A 19198-nucleotide genomic window follows, 5' to 3' on the forward strand; every position below is an offset into this window, starting at 1 on the left:
GCCACTGCAAGCGCGCCGAGCGCTTGAGCAATTTGAGGGCTCCGCGCCCGGCGCGCTTGCCCAAACCGAAACCCATGATTATCAAGATCAAACCCGCAGACTCTCGTTATGAACGAGGGACCGAAGGGGGGCAGGTCAGGACGATTACGGTATGCTTGTCGGACTCATAGAGATGTGGAACGACGATATCGGTATTGTCCTTCAGCGCGGTCATCTGTGACATGTCGAATTCGTGATATTTTCCGACAAAGAAATCGACCCGCTTGATTCCCGAGTTTTTGACGACGCTGATCAGATCGATGAGTTCGAGTTCGCCCGCTTCTGCCGCAGCTTGCGCACGGTTGAAGTGCTGGCGATTCTCGGCTTCGACCCCAAGTTCAAAAGACGTCGGGCCAGACGTCGCAATGACGTGGTCGATCCCGAGATCGCAGCTCATGTGCAGGGCACCGTAGACACCGGCAGATCCTCCGATCGCGGTAATCTGGGTGTCGCGAAACTCATCAAGCAGATCGTGCAGGTAGGCAAGCGTCTGCTGTCGGTTTCCGATCTGTCTTATGCCGCCGAGATACAGAAGACGCGCCTTGTCAAAACAGGCAATGACATTGGCGTTCAGGGGCTGACCAATCGCGCGGTCCAGAAGACAGGTCGTCAGGTTGGACATCAGATAGGGGATGCCGGGAAACATCATCAGGGTGCGGGTGGCGCCGGGGCGGCGGATGACGACGATCCCCTCTTCGGGATCGATGCGCGGTGTCGGTTTCACACTGTCAATCGTCTGATAAAGCGAGGAAAGTTCGTTCGGTCCCTGCGCTTGCGGATATGTTGCGGCGATCCCCGCGAGGAACGGTTTCTGGAACTCGAAAACCGGGCAGTCGCGTTCCAGTTCCCACAACTGGATACGGGCTTCGTTGATGTTCCGGTAATTCGGAACCAGTTCTCCGGTCAGCCGCCAATGAGCGAGAGATTTGTAAACGCCCAGCTTCGCACGCCGTTGGGCGCCACCTTGCCGGGGCGGCAGCTGTTCGATCCGGTTCAGGATTTGCTGTGTCTCTTCGCGCCGGTCAGCATCCCAGAGAATGTCGCGCGCATCTTCCAGAAGTTTCAGCAGCGGGCGCGCTTCTGCGTCTGCCATGTCGTCATCCGTTCCGGTGCGCTCTGGCTGCGCCGCTTTGCGCTTGAACAGGTGGAGTGGATTCACGCTTGCGACTCCGAGACATAGGCGACGAGGCTGTTCAACGTGTCGTACTTGTCTTCGTCGCCTTCCGCGATCACCACATCGAACTCTTCCTGCACTTCGAGAAGCACGGTCGCCAGGTCCAGGGAATCCAGCCCGGAGTCGAAAAACTTGGCATCTGCCTTGATCATGCTGCCATCGATACCGTCGACATTTTCGGTGATGATCTCGCGAATTTTGGCTTCGATTGTCATTGGGTTTCCTTTGTCGTCAGAATGGTTGTCGCCCAGCCAAGGCCGACGCCGAACCCCGAGACCATGACGGTCCGGACCGCGGCGCGATCGAGATCGGCGAGGATGAGCGGAATCGAGGAAGAAACGGTATTTCCATAGGCGGCACAGGGCAGCACGTCGGGCGCAGGAATACGCGCGCGTTTGCACACCGTGTCGACGATGAACTTGGAGCCGGGGTGCAGCGCATACGCGTCGATATCCTCGGCGACCAGATCGTTGGCGGCCAGCGTACGCTTGAGGCTCTTGGGAACGTTGAGGGCGCAGAAATCGAAAACCGCGCGTCCGTTCATTTCCAATACGCCGTCTGCGTTCCGACGGATGGCTGCGGCCTTTTCCCCCTTGGTTCCAAAGTCGAACGCGCCGATGCGCCAGGAGGAACCCGGCTCGATCAGGGTCGCGGTTGCCGCGTCGCCAAAGATCATCGAGGTGTTCTTGTCATCCTCGCTGAGCGATTTGGAATAGGGGTCGGCGGTAAAGATCACCGCGCGCTGTCCACCCGCTGCCATCAGGTGCCCGGAAACGGTCGCCAGCGCCGACACGAAGCCCGAACAGCCCAGCGAGATGTCGAATGCGAAACAGGACGCGGGCAGGCCCAGCTTGTCATGCACTATAGCGGAACAATGCGGCAGCCCGTGACCATCCGGATGCTGGGTCACGACCACGATCAGGTCGAGCGAGTCCGCGTCGAAATCATCACCCAGTTTGTGGGTCAGATCCGAGAATGCGGCGACGCAGAGATCGCTGGTTTCCTGTTCCGCGTCCTTGCGGGCGGTTGCCTTGAAACCGATCTTGGAACGCAGGGAATCGAGATCGTATTCGAACTTTTCAGCCCGGGGCACATTGTCGAGGCGCGTCTCGGGCAGATAGGTGCCGATCTCGGAAATCGCAAAGGGGTTATTCGCCATAAAAAACCAATTCTCCACAAGAGGTTCCATTCGACAGAATTCGCGACTTGAATATTCGCGTTCCCATGTGCGAGGCAAGCTCTAGATCAAAGGGCGCATCATTCGGCAGGAAACGACCCAGAGAGACTTTGGCGGCGATCAATTTGACCCCGGGATTAAGCTCCTTGTTGATCAGAACCTTGTTGGCGGCGATCAACCGGTCAAAGACCGTCGCGCCGGGCTTTGGCTCCGAATGGATGGTTTTTTCAGTCACGTCCGCAGGGTCGGCAAGGGCGGCTTCGTCATAGCTGTCGCGTCTGACCACGGGCATATCGGTGTCTTCGGACAATTCCCAGCTGCGGGTCACGTCGCCGCGGGTGATCGTCACATGGCCCGAGCCGCTCTTGGGGCGGGGGGCGTCGACGGGCGTAAAGCAGACCCGGCTCGTCATCCAGTTCCGGAGCACCAGAGACATCGCGTCATAAGGTGCGAAACGCGCGGTCAGTTCGTTGCACAGGCTTGCGCTGTGAACATAGCTGCGCGCTTCGCGGAACGGGCAATCAAGATGAAAAGGGATATGTTGCAGCGTCAATGCAGGCTCCTCTGAGCGTCGCCCCGTTCAGGTGGGCATCTTCAAAGCCTGCGTATTGGAAGCGCCGCAGCGCGGCAAGCGCCTATTGGATTTCCCAGATGCATAGGTGACGTGTTTTTGCGCGGTCGCGAACCGATATACCGCCAACGGCGAAACCGACGTAATTCCAGGAAATGCCAGCGGACGTATCGTCAACTGGGTTCTGACGAATTCCAACGCGATGTCATGGCGCGATGGCAAAGGCCTATGGATCTGCGGTCTATCGGCCAGCGCATCGCCGGGCGTCTGAACGTGGTGGCTCCGGTCCCGGCAGTCTAGTGGCGATAGGCTCGCGCCAGCAGTACCGGGGTCAGCAGCATCGGGAGCTGATAGCAGCCCAGAAAGACCAGCAGCGGCGCGGTCACGTCCGGGGGCAGGGCGACGAAGAAAAGAGACACGTTCCGGTTGCCGGCGACGAGGGCGCGGGCACCGCTGACCGGATCGCGGCCAAAGCACAGCATGAAGAGCTGGGTGCCGAAATTCGCGGCGAATGCGACGATCAGCCAGAACAGGAAGGTTGCCGTGTCCTGTGTTATCGCCTCGGAGACAGAGGCCATCAGCGCGATGACGAATATCGCCAGAGCAACCACGGATAGCCCATCCATGCGCTGCACGGTTACGGCTGCGGGACCGGCTTTGGAGAATGCGACACGGCGCAGGATGATCGCGCCGCCCCCGGCAAGCAGGATGGTCAGAACCAGTCGCAGGGTTGCGGCGATAACCTGTTCCGGCGGGCCAAGTGCGGGCAGCAGCCAGAACACCGGCAGGGCCGTCAGCGGCAGCAACACGCTTCCCATACTCATCAGCTGCATCGCGGTCGCCACATCCAGCCGCATGATGGCGGCGATGTTGGGGCTGCTGACGATAGGGGGCGCGCAGGCCAGCAGGACAAGTGCCAGCGTCACGGCGGAGTGCGCGGCATCGAGGGCGAAGGCGACCGCCAGGATCGCCATCGGCAGGGCCAGTTGCGCGATCAGGACATATGCCGTGGCACGCGGCAGGCCACTGCCCAGCAACCGCAGATCGGCCGGTGACAGGCGCAGGGCACCGAAAAACAGCAGGATGACCACCATCTCGGGAATCCAGCGTGACAGGATCTCTGCAAGCCCGGGCAGGGCGATGCCGACCGCAAGCCCGGCCACCAGGATCGAGCGCGCATAACGCGATGCGAAAAGCAGCGGGTCGAACGAGATCATCCAGGCGATTGCCGGATGTTTTCGGGCAGCCATGTGGCCAGTTCGGGCCAGATCACAAGGATCACCACCATCACCATCATCAGCAGAACCATCGGGATCGCCGTCTTTGCGATATAGGAGATTTCATGGTTGGTCATGCCTTGCAGCACGAAGAGGTTGAAACCGATCGGCGGGGTGACCTGTGCCATCTCGACCACGACCACGATGAAGATGCCGAACCAGATCACGTCGATCCCGGCGTCCCGGATCATCGGTTCGACAATCGCCATCGTCAGCACGACCGAGGATATGCCGTCCAGGAACATGCCGAGCACGATATAGAACAGCGTCAGCGCCATGATGAGCACCACCGGCGTCAGGTTCATCTGGTCGATCCATCCGGCCAGCGCGCGCGGCAGGCCGGTAAAGCCCATCGCGAGCGACAGAAACGAAGCCCCCATCAGGATCAGGGCGATCATCGCCGATGTCGCCGTCGCGCCCATCAGGCTTTCGCGGAAGGTCGACCAGCTGAGCGAGCCCTGTGCGCCGGCCAGCACCAGCGAACCGAGTACCCCGACCGCCGCCGCCTCGGTCGCCGTGGCCCAGCCGAAATACATCGACCCGATGACCAGCGACACCAGCAGCAGAACCGGGATCAGGAAGCGGCTTTCGCGCAGCATCTCGGCCAGGCTCAGCTTTGGCTCGGGGCGGGCGTGTTCGGATTTGCGCAGAAAATGCCAGGCAATGATGTAGGTCGTGAAAAGCCCTGCCAGAACCAGGCCCGGTATGATCCCGGCCATGAATAGCTTGGTGATCGATTCGTTGATGGTGACGCCGTAGACGATCAGCGTCAGTGACGGCGGAATCATCAGACCCAGCGTCGCGGCGCCGGCCAGCGTTCCGATGATCATGTATTCCGGATAGCCACGCGCGCGCAGTTCCGGGATCGACATCTTGCCCACGGTGGTCAGCGTCGCCGCAGACGAGCCGGAGACAGCGGCGAAGATCGTGCAGCCGGCGATATTGGTATGCAGCAGCCCGCCGGGCAGGCCGCGCATCCAGGGCGCGAGACCGCGGAACATGTCTTCGGACAGCCGCGTGCGATAGAGAATCTCGCCCATCCAGATGAACAATGGGAGGGCGGTCAGGGTCCAGCTGGAGGCACCCGACCAGATGGTGGTCAGCATGGCATCACCCGCAGGCCGGCTGGTGAAGAGCTCCATGCCGACCCAGGCAACGCCCATCAGTGCAAGCCCGACCCAGACCGAACTGCCCAGCAGGGCGAAGAGCACAAAGAGAAAGATGATCGTGGCGTAAAGTTCGCTCATTCCATGGCCTCCGTCTTGATCCGGCTTTGGCCGGTGGCCGCCATACGGGTCAGGTTGTCCCAGAGTGCAATTGCAAGCAGGATGGTTCCGATCGACATCGGCAGTTGTGGCAACCAGATGGGCGTATAGACCCATCCGTCACCGGTTTGTGCCCATAGCGCGGGCCATTTGCCCGGTGCCGTGACGAACGTCGCGAAAAAAGACAACAGCCATTCGGGGACCATGTCCTGCCCCTGCGTGCGGTCGTTCAGCATCTTTGAGAGCAGGTTCGTCTTGACGGCATAGCGCGCGAAATACGTGGCGATGATCGCTGCGAGGAACGTCGCGAGCAAATCCAGCCAGCGTCGTGTGAACGCGTTGAGATTAAGGAAGATCGACACCCGGATATGCGCGCCGCGATTGAGCGCATAGGCCAGCGCGAAGAACGAGGTTGCGGCCATCGCGTACCCGGCGAACTCGGTCGAACCGGGAAAGGCGATGCTGCTCCAGCGCGTGACCATCTGCAAGACGATGATCACCAGGATCATCACCAGAAAGAACGCGGAGATCGCGCCGCTGACAAGATAAAGCCGGTCCAGAATGTTCCAGAGCGGCGCGAGCAGGCGTTGTGCCGCCCGTGGACGCAGCGCGCAGAGCGCCACCAGAACCGTCGGCAGCACGAACAGCCAGACCCACAAGGGCAGCCCCATCCAGGCGGACCAGTCATTCATTCAGTCTCTCCGTCAGGAATGGCGGCGCATCCCGGCCGGGTGCGCCGCCGGTTGGCGTGTTACCGGGCGGTGTAGGCGTCGATGATCGCCTGACCTTCGGAGCCGGTGACTGCGAGCCAATCCTCTTGCATCTTCGCGCCGATCGCCTGCAACTCTGCCAGGAATTCCGGCCCTGCGTCGGTCACGGTCATGCCATTGGCTTCGAGCTGTTCGAAATACCAGTTCGACAGCTCTTCCGCCTTGGCGAGACAGGCGGCGCCGGTTTCATCGGCGGCCTTCTGAACCGCGGCGCGGGTGTCGTCATCCAGCCCGTCCCAGGCCTGTTTGTTGACCATCACGTAGTTGCGCGGCAGCCAAGCGTTGACCTTGTAATAATGGCTGAGCTGCTCCCAGACCTTGCGATCATAGCCGGTCGAGCCGGACGAGATGAAGGCCTCGGCAACGCCGGTGGCCAGGGCCTGGCTCAGTTCGGCGGCCTCGACCTGCACCGGTATCATGCCCAGCTCTTCTGCGAAGGTGGCGGTGGCGGTGTTGTAGCTGCGAAACTTGACGTTCTGGGTGTCGGCCGAGGAGTTTACCTCTTTCTTGAAGTAGAACCCCTGACCCGGCCACGGGCAGGTATAGAGCGTCACCAGGTTCTGTTCGGCAAGCGCGGTATTGACCGGTTCCTTGGCAGCCTGCCAGAGCTTTTCGTTGTCGGCAAAGGAGGTGGCGAGGAACGGGACGTTGTCCCAGCCCAGCAACGGAGTCTCGTTTGCGTGCGATGACATCAGGCGTTCACCGATCGGAGCCTGCCCGGTCTGGATGGCGCGTTTGATCTCGCCGCCCTTGAACAGCGCGCCGCCCGGGTGAACGGTGATTTCAAGCGCGCCGCCGGTGTATTCACCCACCTTGTCGGCAAAGACCTGGCCCATCTCGGAATGAAAGTTCGACGCGGCATAGGCCATTGGCATATCCCAGTTTTCAGCCTGGGCTGCGGCCCCCAGGGCCAGTGTGGCGGCGGTCGCGCCCAGCAGTTTCGTCAGTTGCATCCTGATATCCCCTCTGTTGATTGGGTTCATGCCTGTCGCGCCGGTGAAAAGGCCGACAGGTCGGTGTTGACCGGTTGCCCGGTGATCATCTGCGCCAACCAGCGCCCCGTCTTGGGGCCGCCGCTGAGGCCGATATGATGGTGCCCGTAGCCGACATAGACATTCCTGGCGGCTGGTGCCTGTCCGATTGCGGGAATGGAATCCGCCGTTGCCGGACGATGGCCCATCCATTCCACAATGTTGTCATAGGTGAGGTCCGGAAACAGCGCGGCGACCTGTCGCTTCAACAGGTCGAACGGCGCACGGGACGGGCCGGTGTCGAGCCCTCCGAATTCGACGACCCCCGCACAACGCAGGCGTCCTTCCATGGAACCGACCACGAATTTGCCCGCCGCCACCATGATGGGCGATTTCAGGGTAATCGACGGATTCACGAATTCGACGTGGTATCCGCGCTCTGATTCCAGTGGCACCGTGATACCAAGCTGACGCGCAAGAGATCCGCTCCAGACACCGGTGGCGAGCACGAAACTGTCGGCGGCAATCGCGCCCGCGCGCGTGCGGGCGCCTGTCACGATGTCTCCGCTGAGATCGAAGCCGGTAATCTCATCTGTCAGCAATGTGCCGCCATTGGCCACGAAATGCTCGGCCAGCGCTTTCACATAGGCACCCGGATCGGTGATCAGCCCGTGATCGGGACATTCGACCCCATAGCCAAAGCGGCCTGCCAGTGCCGGGTCATGGGCGGCCATGTCGTCCGCGGTCATTTCCCGGAACCTGTAACCGCGCTTGCGACGGATCGACCAGACATAGCCATCCGCGTCGAAGGCGGCCTTGTCCGGATAGCCAAAGAGATAACTGCCCGGGCGGACATAGGCCGCGGCAGGCGTGCCCTGCGCCAGGGCGATATGCTGATCCGCACAATCACCGAGCAAGTCCGTCAGCGCGCGCGAGGTCCGTTCGACCTGCGCATCGGTTGCATTGGCAAGGTATCGGCGCAGGAAGGGCAGCAGGCGCGGCAGGTAGCGCCATTTCAGAAACAGCGGCTGGTCGGGATCAAGCAGCATTCGCGGTGCCCTGGCGAGCAATCCCGGAACCGTGACCGGCACGACGGCACAGGCCGCCAGAATGCCGCCATTGCCGTGGGAGGTGCCGCTGGCGGGACCGCTCCGGTCAGTCAGCGTGACATTCAGACCGGCGCGTTGCAGCCAAAGCGCGGTCGATACACCGACGATGCCGGCACCGATGACCAATACCTCTGAATTTTTCCCTGTCACGTATTCCCCCGTCATTCCCCCGCAGATTGACGTGTTAACGAATTAAATGCCAACGGTTTTTCGCGAAACGTCCTGGTGCCGTGTCAAGCGTCGATCTTGGCCAGCCAGGCATTGATCGCATCGGCAATGGTCTGCGGGTCCTGATGGATCAGCCAGTGATCCAGATCGGGCAGGGTCACGCGGGTCAGATCGGTTGCGAACGCATCCAGTCCGGCCGTCGATTCCGGAAGCAGTGCCGTATCCCGCTCGCCCCAGATCAGCAGATGCGGACACCGGACCATCAGGCGATCAACCGGCAGATCGGGCAGGTCGGTCAGGGGCTTGCCCGGCTCGGCGATCCGCAGCGGCGACGCGCGATACCAGTTGATCATCGTCCGGAGCCGCCCCGGCCGCGACCATTCGGCGAGATAGGCGGCACGGGCTTCTTCGGTCAGCCAGCCGGTGTCCATCTTGGCAAGGAACAGGTCCTGCATCCTGGCGAACCCGTCGGCGGCGAGCAGGTCGTGGCTGTCGTCGCGGCGCAGAAAGTTGATGTACTGGCTGGCCTCTGACTGCGCGCCGCCAGATGCCATTGCACGCTGGAACGGCACCGGATGCACGCCGTTCGCAATGATCAGGCGCTTGACGAGCTCGGGTTTGAACATGGCCAGCCCATAGGCGACCGCCGCACCCCAGTCATGCCCCATCACGGTGACCGGAGCGCCGATCTGCGAGATCAGTTCGGCCATGTCGCCGACCAGTGCCGAGGCAGTGTAATTCTCGACGCCCTCGGGGGCCCAGCTCTGGCCGAACCCGCGCTGATCGGGCGCGATACAGTGGAAGCGATCTGCCAGCAGCGGGGCCAGATCGGCCCAGGCCCCGCCGTATTCGGGAAACCCGTGCAGCATGAGCAGCGGCGGCAACACATCGTCTCCCCAATGGCGCAGGAAGAACGGGTTTCCGCCGAGCAGGATGGTTTCGGTCCGCACCCCATTGGTCATGTTCTGGCCTCCTGTGTTGCCTGTTGCGCGCAGTCTGGCATCCCGGTGCGCGCCGTGGCTCTGAATGTGACAGTTTCTTGACGGGGATCAAGGTGCGCGAACCAAAGGCCGGTTAGGCGGGCAGGGAACCAAACCCCAGCCGGAGACGCCCATGACCCTGTCCACCACCGCCGACTCGACCCCGCTCGATATGGATGTTGCTTCCGAGGGGGCGACCGACACGTCCGGGCAGGTGATCGGGATATCGGTCGCGCCGGACGCCGGGGCGGTGCAGCCGCCGGCCGGCCCCACGAAAGAACAGGTGCGGCGCGCGTTCGAAAGCGGCCGATACCCGTATCCCCGCAAACTCAGCCGCCGCACATACGAGGCGGACAAGGCAAAATTGCAGGCCGAACTGCTCAAGGTGCAGCTCTGGGGCCAGGAGACCGGTCAGAAATTCGTGCTGCTGTTCGAGGGGCGCGATGCGGCGGGCAAGGGTGGCACCATCAAGCGGTTCATGGAGCATCTGAATCCACGCTCTGCCCGTGTCGTCGCGTTGAACAAGCCGACCTGGGAGGAGAAGGGCCAGTGGTACTTCCAGCGCTATGTGCAGGAATTGCCGACGGTCGGTGAAATGGTGTTCTACGACCGGTCCTGGTACAATCGCGCCGGGGTCGAACGGGTGATGAATTTCTGCGATCCGGCGGAATATCTGGAATTCATGCGACAGACCCCGGAACTGGAGCGGATGCTGGTTCGGTCGGGCATACGGCTTTACAAATACTGGTTCTCGGTCACGCGCGACGAACAGAAACGGCGTTTCGTCAGCCGCGAGACCGACCCGCTGAAACGCTGGAAGCTGAGCCCGATCGACAAGGCGTCGTTGTCGAGATGGGACGACTATACCGAAGCCAAGGAGGCGATGTTCTTTTACACCGACACTGCCGATGCGCCGTGGACGGTGATCAAGTCCAACGACAAGAAACGCGCACGGCTGAACTGTATGCGGCATTTCCTGTCCTCGCTTGACTATCCGGACAAGGACGAGGCGGTCGTCGGCGCGCCCGACCCCCTGATCGTCGGGCAGGCGCATCACGTCATTCACAAATCGAACCACATTCTCGGAACGGCGCTGCATCCGGACAGCCGGACAAAAACTGCCGGCCCCGCGCAGAGCCGCGACTGACCACGACCTGCGGCATCATGGATCGACGGCTGCTCTGGTTCTTATTTGTTGCGGGCAGAGCGTGGGCATCGACCCGCGTCGAATCGATGTGCCGCCTGCACGCCACCGGGTCATTTCGCAAGCGGTAATCTGCCTCGATACTGCGCAACTCCGCTACTTCGACCGGGTTGGAAGGATGGTGAATTTCCACCTGAAATCAGCAGTCCGCCCGCTCAACAGTCAGGACCTCGCCCTTTCGGATCGCAACTTTCCCTTTGGCTGCGATAGCGCCCTGGCTCGACGTCCGCTCGAAACGAACACCGATCCGTACCCGCCGCGCGAGTGCACCACTTCATGAAAACCTAAAGGTTGGTTTTGAAGCCTATCTTGCCGGTTGCCGCGCGATACCTGAACGGCCGCTTTCAGAGTCCATGTTTGACAAATTAGGACGAACGTCCTAGTGTTGGATTGCAGTGACTCTGCGGAGGTCCCCATGTCACGATCAGGTACACGCGAACGAATAGAAGAAAAGGCGGATGCCCTCTTCTACGAGGCAGGTTTCGAAGCGACATCCTTTGCGGACATTGCGGGTGCGGTTGGTATCTCCCGCGGCAACTTCTACCACCACTTCAAATCCAAGGACGATATTCTGGACGCGGTGATCAGCCGTCGCATGGCGGCAACGCGGGCGATGCTCGAAACCTGGGATACCGACGTCGCACCGAAAGACCGAATTTTGTCTTTCATCCGCATCCTCATCGCCAACCGAACCAAGATCATGGCGTTCGGATGCCCGGTCGGGACGCTCACCACCGAGCTTGCCAAGCTGGATCACATCGCAGAGTCCCGCGCCGCCGAGATTTTCGGCCTGTTTCGCGACTGGCTTGCCGATCAATTCAGGGCGCTCGGGCATAAGGATGATGCCGATGCTCTGGCCTTGCATGTCCTCGCCCGCTCGCAAGGCGTCGCAGTGATGGCCTCCGCCCTCAAGGACGAGGCATTCCTCAGGGCGGAAGTCTCCGAACTGGAGACGTGGCTTGACCGACTTCCCGATCAAACATCAACGAAAGGCTAGACAACCGTGTTCATCATCTATCTCCGGTTCTCCGAAAACAAATCAGCCGCCTCGGATTTCATGTCGGCCCACAACGAATGGATCGCTCAGGGTTTCGAGGAAGGCATCTTTCAATGTGTAGGCTCCCTGACGCCGGAAGGTGGCGGTGCGATTCTGGCGACAGGAGAAAGCCGCGAAGAGATCGCGAGGCGTATCAATAACGATCCGTTTGTAGAGCACGATGTCGTCATTGCCGAGGTCGCCGAAGTCGACGTCAAGAAGACGACACCCGCGCTTGACGTCTTAAAAGCCTGAGCGATGCCAGAGCTCTTCACAGGACCCGATGGTGAACCGCGCTGTAGCTGGTCGGCTGCGGCGCCGGAGTTCCTAGACTATCACGACAAGGAATGGGGTTATCCGGTGGCCGACGACACCCGTCTCTTCGAGAAACTCTGCCTTGAGAGTTTCCAATCCGGTTTGAGTTGGCGCACGATTCTGACCAAGCGGGAGAATTTCAGAGCCGCATTCGCCGGGTTCGACTATGCGAAAATTGCCGAGTTCGGAGACGCTGATCTTGCGCGACTGATGGAAGATACCGGCATCGTTCGGAATAAGGCCAAGATCGAAGCGACGATTAACAATGCCGGTCGTATGGCTGAATTGGTCAGGGCGGAAGGATCGCTCGCTGCCTTCGTCTGGCGTTTTGAACCCAAGTGTGAAGAACTGGCCGAGCCGCAAACGGTTTCCACGTCCGCAGCTTCGCAATCGCTTTCCAAAGAGTTGAAAAAACGTGGTTGGAAATTTCTTGGTCCAACAACAATATTCGCTTTCATGCAGGCTATGGGATTGATCAACGATCATGCAAAAGGCTGTGTCGTTAGGGAAAGGGTCGAACGGGTAAGGTCAGAGTTTGTGCGACCGGGCCGCTAAGTCTGACAGCAGAGAAAGCGGACATTGGCGCAGCCGTAGCGAACGCTGGATTTGTCCGCATGGTAGCCACTCCGACCGTGTCCGCCCTGGTCAAAACCGTTACGAAAAACGCATTTTTTTGTCGGTCGAATGTTGCCCATGTGTTCTCAAGAGGGTGTTGAGATTACAATGGACAAATCCCGTCGACGTTCGGCATGCGTGTTTGCGCGACGAGCGACAGAGCCGCAGCAAACGACGTACCGGTATAGACCGAATTATGGCTATTCGTATGGACAGGGTGGTACCCGAGGCCGGACTTGAACCGGCACGCCCGTCAGGGCAACGGATTTTGAATCCGTCGTGTCTACCATTCCACCACTCGGGCACGAGGCTGCGTATATCGCGGGGAATCCGGGGCGTCCAGACAGAACATGCGCGGGCGCGCGGCGACTGACATTATTTCGGCGGACCCTGGGTGTCAGGCGGCAGCGGCGCGGGTTTGGCGGAAAAAATGTGTGTGACCTGTTGACCCTGTGTGCACCGCGTGGTTTGCGAAACCGACCATCTGGCCAAGGGTGAGACGCGATGCTCAGAAAGATGTATGACTGGACAATCCGGCTTGCCGACCATCCGCATGCGCTGTGGTGGCTTGCGGTGGTTGCCTTCCTCGAAAGCTCGGTCTTTCCGATTCCACCGGACCTGTTGATGATCCCGATGATCCTTGCCCAGCCACGGCGCGCCTGGATCATTGCCGGCGTGGCGCTGGTTGCCTCGGTGCTCGGCGGGTTGCTGGGCTATGCCATCGGTGCGTTCGCCTATGAAGAAATCGGGCAGCCGATTCTCGCCTCGATGGGCAAGGCCGACGCGATGGCCGAGTTCAACACACGTTTCAACGATTTCGGCTTCTGGGCGGTTCTGACAGCGGGAGTCACCCCCTTTCCCTACAAGGTCATCACGATCATGTCCGGCTGGACGGGGATGCCGCTCGGCACCTTTGTCGCGACATCGATTCTGGCCCGGGCGTTGCGCTTTTTTGTGGTCGCGGGTTTGCTGCGGGCATTCGGCGCGCCGGTGCGCGGCTTTATCGAAAAGCGGCTGGGGCTGGTGTTCACGGCCTTTGTCCTCTTGCTGATCGGGGGTTTTGCGGCGGTGAAATACCTATGACACGGCGGCTTTGCATCCTCGCCGCGTCCGGCGGCTCTCTTGCGTTGCTCGCGGGGGCCTTTGCCTTCCAGTATATCGGTGGTCTGGCGCCTTGCGACCTGTGCCTTTGGCAGCGTTGGCCCCATGCGGCGGCCATCGTGATCGGCCTTGTCGCGCTCGTCGTGCCCGATCGCATGTTGCTCATGCTCGGGGCGCTGGCCGCGTTGGCCACGGCGGCAATCGGCGGCTATCACACCGGGGTCGAACGCGGATGGTGGGAGGGGCCGACCACCTGCTCTTCGGGGTCGACCGAGGGGATGACGCCACAGCAGTTGCTGGACCAGATCATGACGGCGCCGATGGTGCGATGCAATGACGTGGCGTGGGAATTGTTCGGGCTGTCCATGGCCAGCTGGAACATGATTCTGTCTCTGGTGCTGGCGCTGCTGTGGCTGGCCGCGCTGCGGTATCCGCGCGAAGGGGTGTCGCGTCAAGCCTGACCCGGATGACACCAGAATATCAACGCGGCGGCGATACCGGATATTTCACGTGGTCGCGGCTGGCTGCGGCAGCACCAGTTCCTGTTGGCCCGGAACGATCAGGGATCGATCGACCCACCGCCTCGCAAGCAGGCGACGGGTCGGGACATCGGGGCGCTCGGAGATTTAGCCGTCGCGTTTTTCAGAGACGATGATTTCGAGTTGATCTGCTGGCAGGTAGCCGCGCAGCAGTTCGTCCTCCAGCACGAAGGTCGGCGTGCCGCTGATTTGCAGGCGCTGCGCCAGCGCGCGGGTCTCGGCGATCTCTGCGGTGATGTCGTCATCGTTCATGCGGGCAAGGATCGCGGCGCTGTCCAGACCCAGACCTTCGGCGAGCCGGCCTAGGATCACGTCGTTGACGTCGCCGTCCAGTTCCATCAGCGCGTCATGCACCTGTTCATAGGCCTCATCGCCCGCCACCTTGCGCGTCGCGATGGCAAAGCGGGAGGATGCAACCGATGCGTCGCCGAGAATCGGGAATTCCTTGATGATCAGCCGGATGTTGCCGTCCGCGGCGAGCAGCTTGTCCACTTCGGGCTTGGCGCGACGGCAGTAACCACAGCGATAGTCCATGAATTCGACCAGCGTGATGTCGCCGTCCGGATTTCCTCCGACCCAGGAATAGCCGTCATTGAACAGCGCATCGGCGTTGTCTTCGACGAGGGCAACGTCGGCCTGTGCCTGCTGCTCGGCGTTGCGTTCCTTGAGCAGGTCGACGGCCTCGATGATGACCTCGGGATTATCCATCAGATAGGCACGCACCTCGTCGCGGAATGCGGCACGCTCGGCCTCCGTGAGGTCGGTCAGATCGGCGGCGCTGGCCGATCCGGCGAACAGGGCAACCGCAGTGAGGGCGGGGGCGGCAAAGCGGATCATGTTTGGACATCCTTGTTGAAAGCTGCTTGGGGGCAATGAACATATCTTTTGTCCGCTGCCAAGGTGTCGGATCTTTCGGTAACGACCTTGTGCCCCTGTGTGTGCGCACGAACGCGGCCTGTCAAATGCGGGTTTTCCGCGGCCGGCATTGACCTTGGAGCGGATACGCGCTCAAACCGCCGGGAGCCAGCGCCGGAGAACGACATGCGAAATTCAACCAGATCACAGGTGGATCCCTTTATCGTGATGGATGTCATGGAGGCTGCGCGGCGGGCAGAAGACACCGGGCGGCGGATCATTCACATGGAGGTGGGGCAACCGGGAACCGGTGCGCCCAAAGGGGCGATGCGCGCGCTGAGCCACGCGCTCGACAGCCAGCCGCTTGGTTATACAGTCGCGCTTGGGCTGCCCGCGTTGCGCCAGCGGATCGCGCGGCTCTACGGCGATTGGTACGATGTCGATCTCGATCCGGGCCGTGTGGTGGTGACGTCCGGTTCTTCCGCCGGTTTCCTGCTGGCTTTCACCGCGCTTTTTGACACCGGTGACCGCGTCGGGATCGGAGCGCCGGGTTATCCGAGCTATCGCCAGATCCTGCGGGCGCTGGATTTGGTGCCGGTCGATCTGCCGACTGCGCCCGGCAATCGCCTGCAACCGGTGCCGGCGGATTTTTCCGGTCTCGATCTCGCCGGGTTGATGGTGGCCTCGCCGGCCAATCCGTCCGGCACGATGCTCGATCGCGCCGCGATGGGCGCGCTGATCGACGCGGCGGCGGGGCAGGGCGCATCGTTCATCAGCGACGAAATCTATCACGGGATCGAATACGACTCAAAAGCGGTGAGCGCGCTTGAACTGACCGACGATTGTTACGTCATCAATTCCTTCTCCAAGTATTTCAGCATGACCGGCTGGCGGGTGGGCTGGATGGTGGTGCCGCAGGACCACGTGCGCGTGCTGGAACGGATCGCGCAGAATATGTTCATCTGTGCGCCCCATGCCAGCCAGGTGGCGGCGCTGGCGGCCATGGATTGCGAGAGCGAGCTGACCGCGAATCTGGATGTCTACAGGGTCAACCGCGCGCTGATGCTCGACGGGTTGCCCAAGGCGGGCTTTACTAACATCGCGCCGCCGGACGGGGCGTTCTATGTCTATGCCGATGTGTCCGACCTCACCGATGACAGCCGCGCCTTTGCCGCCGAGATTCTCGACAAGGCCGGGGTAGCGGTGACGCCGGGGCTCGATTTCGATCCGGTGCGCGGGCACCGGACGCTGCGGTTTTCCTACGCGCGCTCGACCGAGGATATCGAAGAGGGGCTGAAGCGCCTTGCGCGGTTCATGGCGGAACGGGGATAGTCGCGTGTGCGACGCGGGCCATGCGTGTGTTTCCGCTGACCTGACGACAGGGCCTCGTATTATTTCGCGTTGTGTTTTGACGCTCTCGCTGCTCATCCCTATATAGAGGCCAGCGCGCCAGCAGAGGCTATCCCGTGATCCGTTTCGTCCTATCCTTCTTTGGAGCGATTTTTACGCTCGTCACTCTTGGTATCGCCGTGCTGGCGCTCAGCATCGGCGCCATTTTCTGGATCTACGGCCGGGATCTGCCCAGCCACGAATCGCTGGCCAATTACAAACCGCCCACGATCAGCCGGATCTATTCCGGTGAAGGTCACATGATCGACGAATTCGCCAAGGAACGCCGGCTGTTTGCGCCGGCGGACGAGATTCCGGACCTTGTGAAAGAGGCGTTTGTCTCAGCCGAAGACAAGAATTTCTACACGCACAAGGGCTATGATACCCGCGGCATCGCGGTGGCGGCGTTCGAGGCGGTGAAATCGCGTGGCCAGAACGTGCGCGGTGCCTCGACGATCACGCAGCAGGTGATGAAGAACTTCCTGCTGTCTGCGGATCGCAAGATCGAGCGCAAGATCAAGGAGATCATCCTTGCCGCCCGGCTCGAAGAGACGCTGGACAAGGAACAGATCCTCGAACTCTACCTGAACGAGATTTTCCTCGGGCAGAACTCCTATGGTGTTGCGGCGGCGAGCCAGACCTATTTCAACAAGACGCTGGCCGAGCTTGCACCGCACGAGGCGGCGATGCTGGCCGCGATGCCGCAAGCACCCAGCAAATACCATCCGGTTCTCGCCAAGGAACGGGTCACCCAGCGGCGCAATTATGTGCTGCGCGAAATGTACGAGAACGGCTATATCGACCACGCGACCTTTGAATACGAGGTGAAACAGCCGCTGCGTTCGGTTCAGAACGGTGATTTCGAGAGCTTCCGCACGGCCCTGCCGCCGCGCGATTATTTCACCGAGGAGATTCGACGCCAGTTGAAGGATGAATTCGGCGACGGCGAGTTCTTTACCGGCGGCTTTAGCGTGCGCGCCACTATCGACGAGGAAATGCAGACGGTCGCTGCTGAGTCGCTGCGACGTGAGTTGGAGCGTTATGACCGTGGGCTTGGCATCTGGCACGGTACAGAAGACACGATCCCTGCCGAGAAGTTGACCGATGAGGCAAGCTGGCGCGAGGCGCTGCTCTCTGCCGACGTGCCGCGCGATGTCGTCCTGAACGGCGAATGGCACCCGGCAGTGGTTCTGGAGATGGGCGCGCAGGACGCCCGGATCGGCATTGAAGGTGTCGAAGAGGACGCCGACGGGCACTGGATCACCGCAAAAGATGTGCAATGGGCACGCAAGCGCAATCGTGATGGAACGCTGGGCCGCAAGGCGCAGGTGGCCGGCGACCTGCTGGATGTGGGCGACGTTGTGCTGGTGCGCGCGATGACGAATGACGATGACGGTTCGTTCATCCGCTGGACGCTGCGCCAGGTCAGCGATGTGCAGGGCGGCTTCATGGCGATGGACGTCAATACCGGCCGTGTCCTGGCGATGCAGGGCGGGTTCAGCTATCAGGATTCTGTGTTCAACCGTGCCACCCAGGCACAGCGCCAGCCGGGGTCGAGTTTCAAGCCATTCGTCTATGCTGCCGCGCTCGACAGCGGCTATAGCCCGGCGACCATCGTGGTCGATGCGCCGATCGAGGTGAACACGCCGCAGGGGCTCTGGCGACCGCGCAACTCGTCCAACAAGTTCTACGGGCCGACGCCGCTGCGTACGGGGATCGAACAGTCAAGGAACCTGATGACCATCCGCCTCGCACAAGAGGTGGGCATGTACACGGTGGCCAATTATGCCGAGAAATTCGGCGTGTATGATGATATGGGACCGTATCTGGCCAATGCGCTCGGCTCGGAGGAGACGACGCTTTACAAGATGGTTGCGGCCTATGCCATGTTTGCCAATGGCGGTGAACGGGTGGAGCCGACGCTGGTTGACCGGATCCAGGACCGCTATGGCAAGACCATCTACCGGCATGACAAGCGCGATTGCGTCGATTGCGACTCGGCGGCGCTGCAACCTGGTGCGACCCCCCGGATCGTCAGCGATCGCGAACGGGTGATGGACGCGGTGACGGCGTATCAGCTGACCTCGATGATGAAGGGGGTCGTCGATCGCGGCACCGCGAGCGGCGTCGTGAAGCTGCCGGTGCCGACGGCGGGCAAGACCGGCACCACCAACGAGGCGCGCGACGTCTGGTTCATCGGCTTTACCAGCAATATCGTTGCCGGGTGCTATATCGGCTATGACCGTCCGCGCCCCCTCGGGCGGAGCGCCTACGGATCGTCGCTCTGCGGTCCGGTGTTCCAGTCCTTCATGCTCGAGGCGACCGAGAAATATGGCGGCGGCCCGTTCGAAGTGCCGCCGGGTGGCTATTTCATCAAGATCGACCGCTTTACCGGAGGGCGTCTGCCGGACAGCGCCAGCGGCCCGAATGTCGTTGCCGAGTATTTCCGCGATGGCACCGATCCCGATTTCGGCCGTACCTATGACGGCGGTTTCGCTATGGGATCGAACCTGCCTCTGGTGGAAGAGGTGCAGAGCGGCGGGCGGCAGGTCAAGACATCTACCGGTGGCACCGCGGTTGTCGGACCCAAGGCGAATTTCGGCACCGTGAGTTCGGGCGGATTGTATTGACGCCCTATGGGCG

At 61.3% G+C, this 19198-nt stretch carries 19 protein-coding genes and 1 tRNA gene; 8 read left to right on the forward strand and 12 right to left on the reverse strand.

The window, feature by feature from the left end:
• Positions 1-106: 106 nt before the first annotated feature.
• The 10 genes from AB9K34_RS04720 to AB9K34_RS04765 form a co-directional block, all read right to left on the reverse strand.
• Complete coding sequence (locus tag AB9K34_RS04720; protein ID WP_369953279.1) at positions 107-1198, reverse strand: hypothetical protein; 1092 nt, start codon at positions 1196-1198, stop codon at positions 107-109.
• Positions 1195-1428: an acyl carrier protein gene (locus AB9K34_RS04725; RefSeq protein WP_369953280.1), complete on the reverse strand. Its 234-nt coding sequence runs from the start codon at positions 1426-1428 to the stop codon at positions 1195-1197. Before AB9K34_RS04725 ends, AB9K34_RS04720 begins: the two co-directional genes overlap by 4 nt.
• On the reverse strand, positions 1425-2372 hold the full coding sequence (locus tag AB9K34_RS04730; protein ID WP_369953282.1) for a ketoacyl-ACP synthase III: 948 nt from the start codon (positions 2370-2372) through the stop codon (positions 1425-1427). The genes AB9K34_RS04725 and AB9K34_RS04730 overlap by 4 nt, the downstream gene beginning before the upstream one ends.
• The gene (locus AB9K34_RS04735) at positions 2362-2943 is read right to left on the reverse strand and encodes a hypothetical protein (RefSeq protein ID WP_369953283.1); all 582 of its coding nucleotides are present in this window, start codon (positions 2941-2943) and stop codon (positions 2362-2364) included. The genes AB9K34_RS04730 and AB9K34_RS04735 overlap by 11 nt, the downstream gene beginning before the upstream one ends.
• Before the next feature lie 314 nt (positions 2944-3257).
• Positions 3258-4211, reverse strand: coding sequence for a hypothetical protein (locus AB9K34_RS04740; protein ID WP_369953284.1), 954 nt, complete (start codon positions 4209-4211; stop codon positions 3258-3260).
• Positions 4175-5485: a TRAP transporter large permease gene (locus AB9K34_RS04745; protein WP_369953285.1), complete on the reverse strand. Its 1311-nt coding sequence runs from the start codon at positions 5483-5485 to the stop codon at positions 4175-4177. Before AB9K34_RS04745 ends, AB9K34_RS04740 begins: the two co-directional genes overlap by 37 nt.
• Positions 5482-6195 (reverse strand): TRAP transporter small permease, encoded by a 714-nt coding sequence (locus AB9K34_RS04750; RefSeq protein WP_369953286.1) that lies wholly within the window; start codon positions 6193-6195, stop codon positions 5482-5484. Before AB9K34_RS04750 ends, AB9K34_RS04745 begins: the two co-directional genes overlap by 4 nt.
• A 59-nt stretch (positions 6196-6254) precedes the next feature.
• Positions 6255-7226 carry a TRAP transporter substrate-binding protein gene (locus AB9K34_RS04755; RefSeq protein ID WP_369953287.1) on the reverse strand — a complete coding sequence of 324 codons (972 nt, stop codon included), beginning with the start codon at positions 7224-7226 and terminating at the stop codon, positions 6255-6257.
• 26 nt (positions 7227-7252) lie between these two features.
• A complete protein-coding gene (locus tag AB9K34_RS04760) occupies positions 7253-8503 on the reverse strand; it encodes an NAD(P)/FAD-dependent oxidoreductase (RefSeq protein ID WP_369953288.1) in 1251 nt (416 codons plus the stop codon).
• 83 nt (positions 8504-8586) lie between these two features.
• Positions 8587-9483 carry an alpha/beta fold hydrolase gene (locus AB9K34_RS04765; protein ID WP_369953289.1) on the reverse strand — a complete coding sequence of 299 codons (897 nt, stop codon included), beginning with the start codon at positions 9481-9483 and terminating at the stop codon, positions 8587-8589.
• 190 nt (positions 9484-9673) lie between these two features.
• Between AB9K34_RS04765 and ppk2 the strand changes: the two genes are divergently transcribed.
• The 4 genes from ppk2 (at position 9674) to AB9K34_RS04785 (ending at position 12611) form a co-directional block, all read left to right on the forward strand.
• The gene (ppk2, locus tag AB9K34_RS04770; RefSeq protein ID WP_369953371.1) at positions 9674-10648 is read left to right on the forward strand and encodes a polyphosphate kinase 2; all 975 of its coding nucleotides are present in this window, start codon (positions 9674-9676) and stop codon (positions 10646-10648) included.
• A gap of 472 nt (positions 10649-11120) precedes the next feature.
• On the forward strand, positions 11121-11702 hold the full coding sequence (locus AB9K34_RS04775) for a TetR/AcrR family transcriptional regulator (RefSeq protein ID WP_369953290.1): 582 nt from the start codon (positions 11121-11123) through the stop codon (positions 11700-11702).
• A gap of 6 nt (positions 11703-11708) precedes the next feature.
• A complete protein-coding gene (locus tag AB9K34_RS04780; protein ID WP_369953291.1) occupies positions 11709-11996 on the forward strand; it encodes a YciI family protein in 288 nt (95 codons plus the stop codon).
• 3 nt (positions 11997-11999) lie between these two features.
• Positions 12000-12611 carry a DNA-3-methyladenine glycosylase I gene (locus tag AB9K34_RS04785; protein WP_369953292.1) on the forward strand — a complete coding sequence of 204 codons (612 nt, stop codon included), beginning with the start codon at positions 12000-12002 and terminating at the stop codon, positions 12609-12611.
• Between the two features lie 278 nt (positions 12612-12889).
• Here the strand turns inward: AB9K34_RS04785 and AB9K34_RS04790 are convergent.
• Positions 12890-12975, reverse strand: a tRNA-Leu gene (locus AB9K34_RS04790).
• Positions 12976-13175: 200 nt separating this feature from the next.
• Here AB9K34_RS04790 and AB9K34_RS04795 point away from each other — a divergent pair.
• Positions 13176-13754 carry a YqaA family protein gene (locus AB9K34_RS04795; RefSeq protein WP_369953293.1) on the forward strand — a complete coding sequence of 193 codons (579 nt, stop codon included), beginning with the start codon at positions 13176-13178 and terminating at the stop codon, positions 13752-13754.
• Positions 13751-14233: a disulfide bond formation protein B gene (locus AB9K34_RS04800; protein ID WP_369953294.1), complete on the forward strand. Its 483-nt coding sequence runs from the start codon at positions 13751-13753 to the stop codon at positions 14231-14233. The genes AB9K34_RS04795 and AB9K34_RS04800 overlap by 4 nt, the downstream gene beginning before the upstream one ends.
• Before the next feature lie 165 nt (positions 14234-14398).
• Here the strand turns inward: AB9K34_RS04800 and AB9K34_RS04805 are convergent, their stop codons facing one another.
• Positions 14399-15148, reverse strand: coding sequence for a DsbA family protein (locus AB9K34_RS04805; protein WP_369953295.1), 750 nt, complete (start codon positions 15146-15148; stop codon positions 14399-14401).
• 204 nt (positions 15149-15352) lie between these two features.
• Between AB9K34_RS04805 and AB9K34_RS04810 the strand changes: the two genes are divergently transcribed.
• Entirely contained in the window at positions 15353-16498 is a 1146-nt protein-coding gene (locus AB9K34_RS04810) for a pyridoxal phosphate-dependent aminotransferase (RefSeq protein WP_369953296.1), read from the forward strand.
• A 134-nt stretch (positions 16499-16632) separates the two neighbouring features.
• A complete protein-coding gene (locus tag AB9K34_RS04815) occupies positions 16633-19185 on the forward strand; it encodes a penicillin-binding protein 1A (RefSeq protein WP_369953297.1) in 2553 nt (850 codons plus the stop codon).
• The last annotated feature ends 13 nt before the right edge of the window (positions 19186-19198 follow it).

This window comes from Sedimentitalea sp. XS_ASV28 (assembly GCF_041224545.1).
Taxonomy (GTDB): domain Bacteria; phylum Pseudomonadota; class Alphaproteobacteria; order Rhodobacterales; family Rhodobacteraceae; genus Sedimentitalea.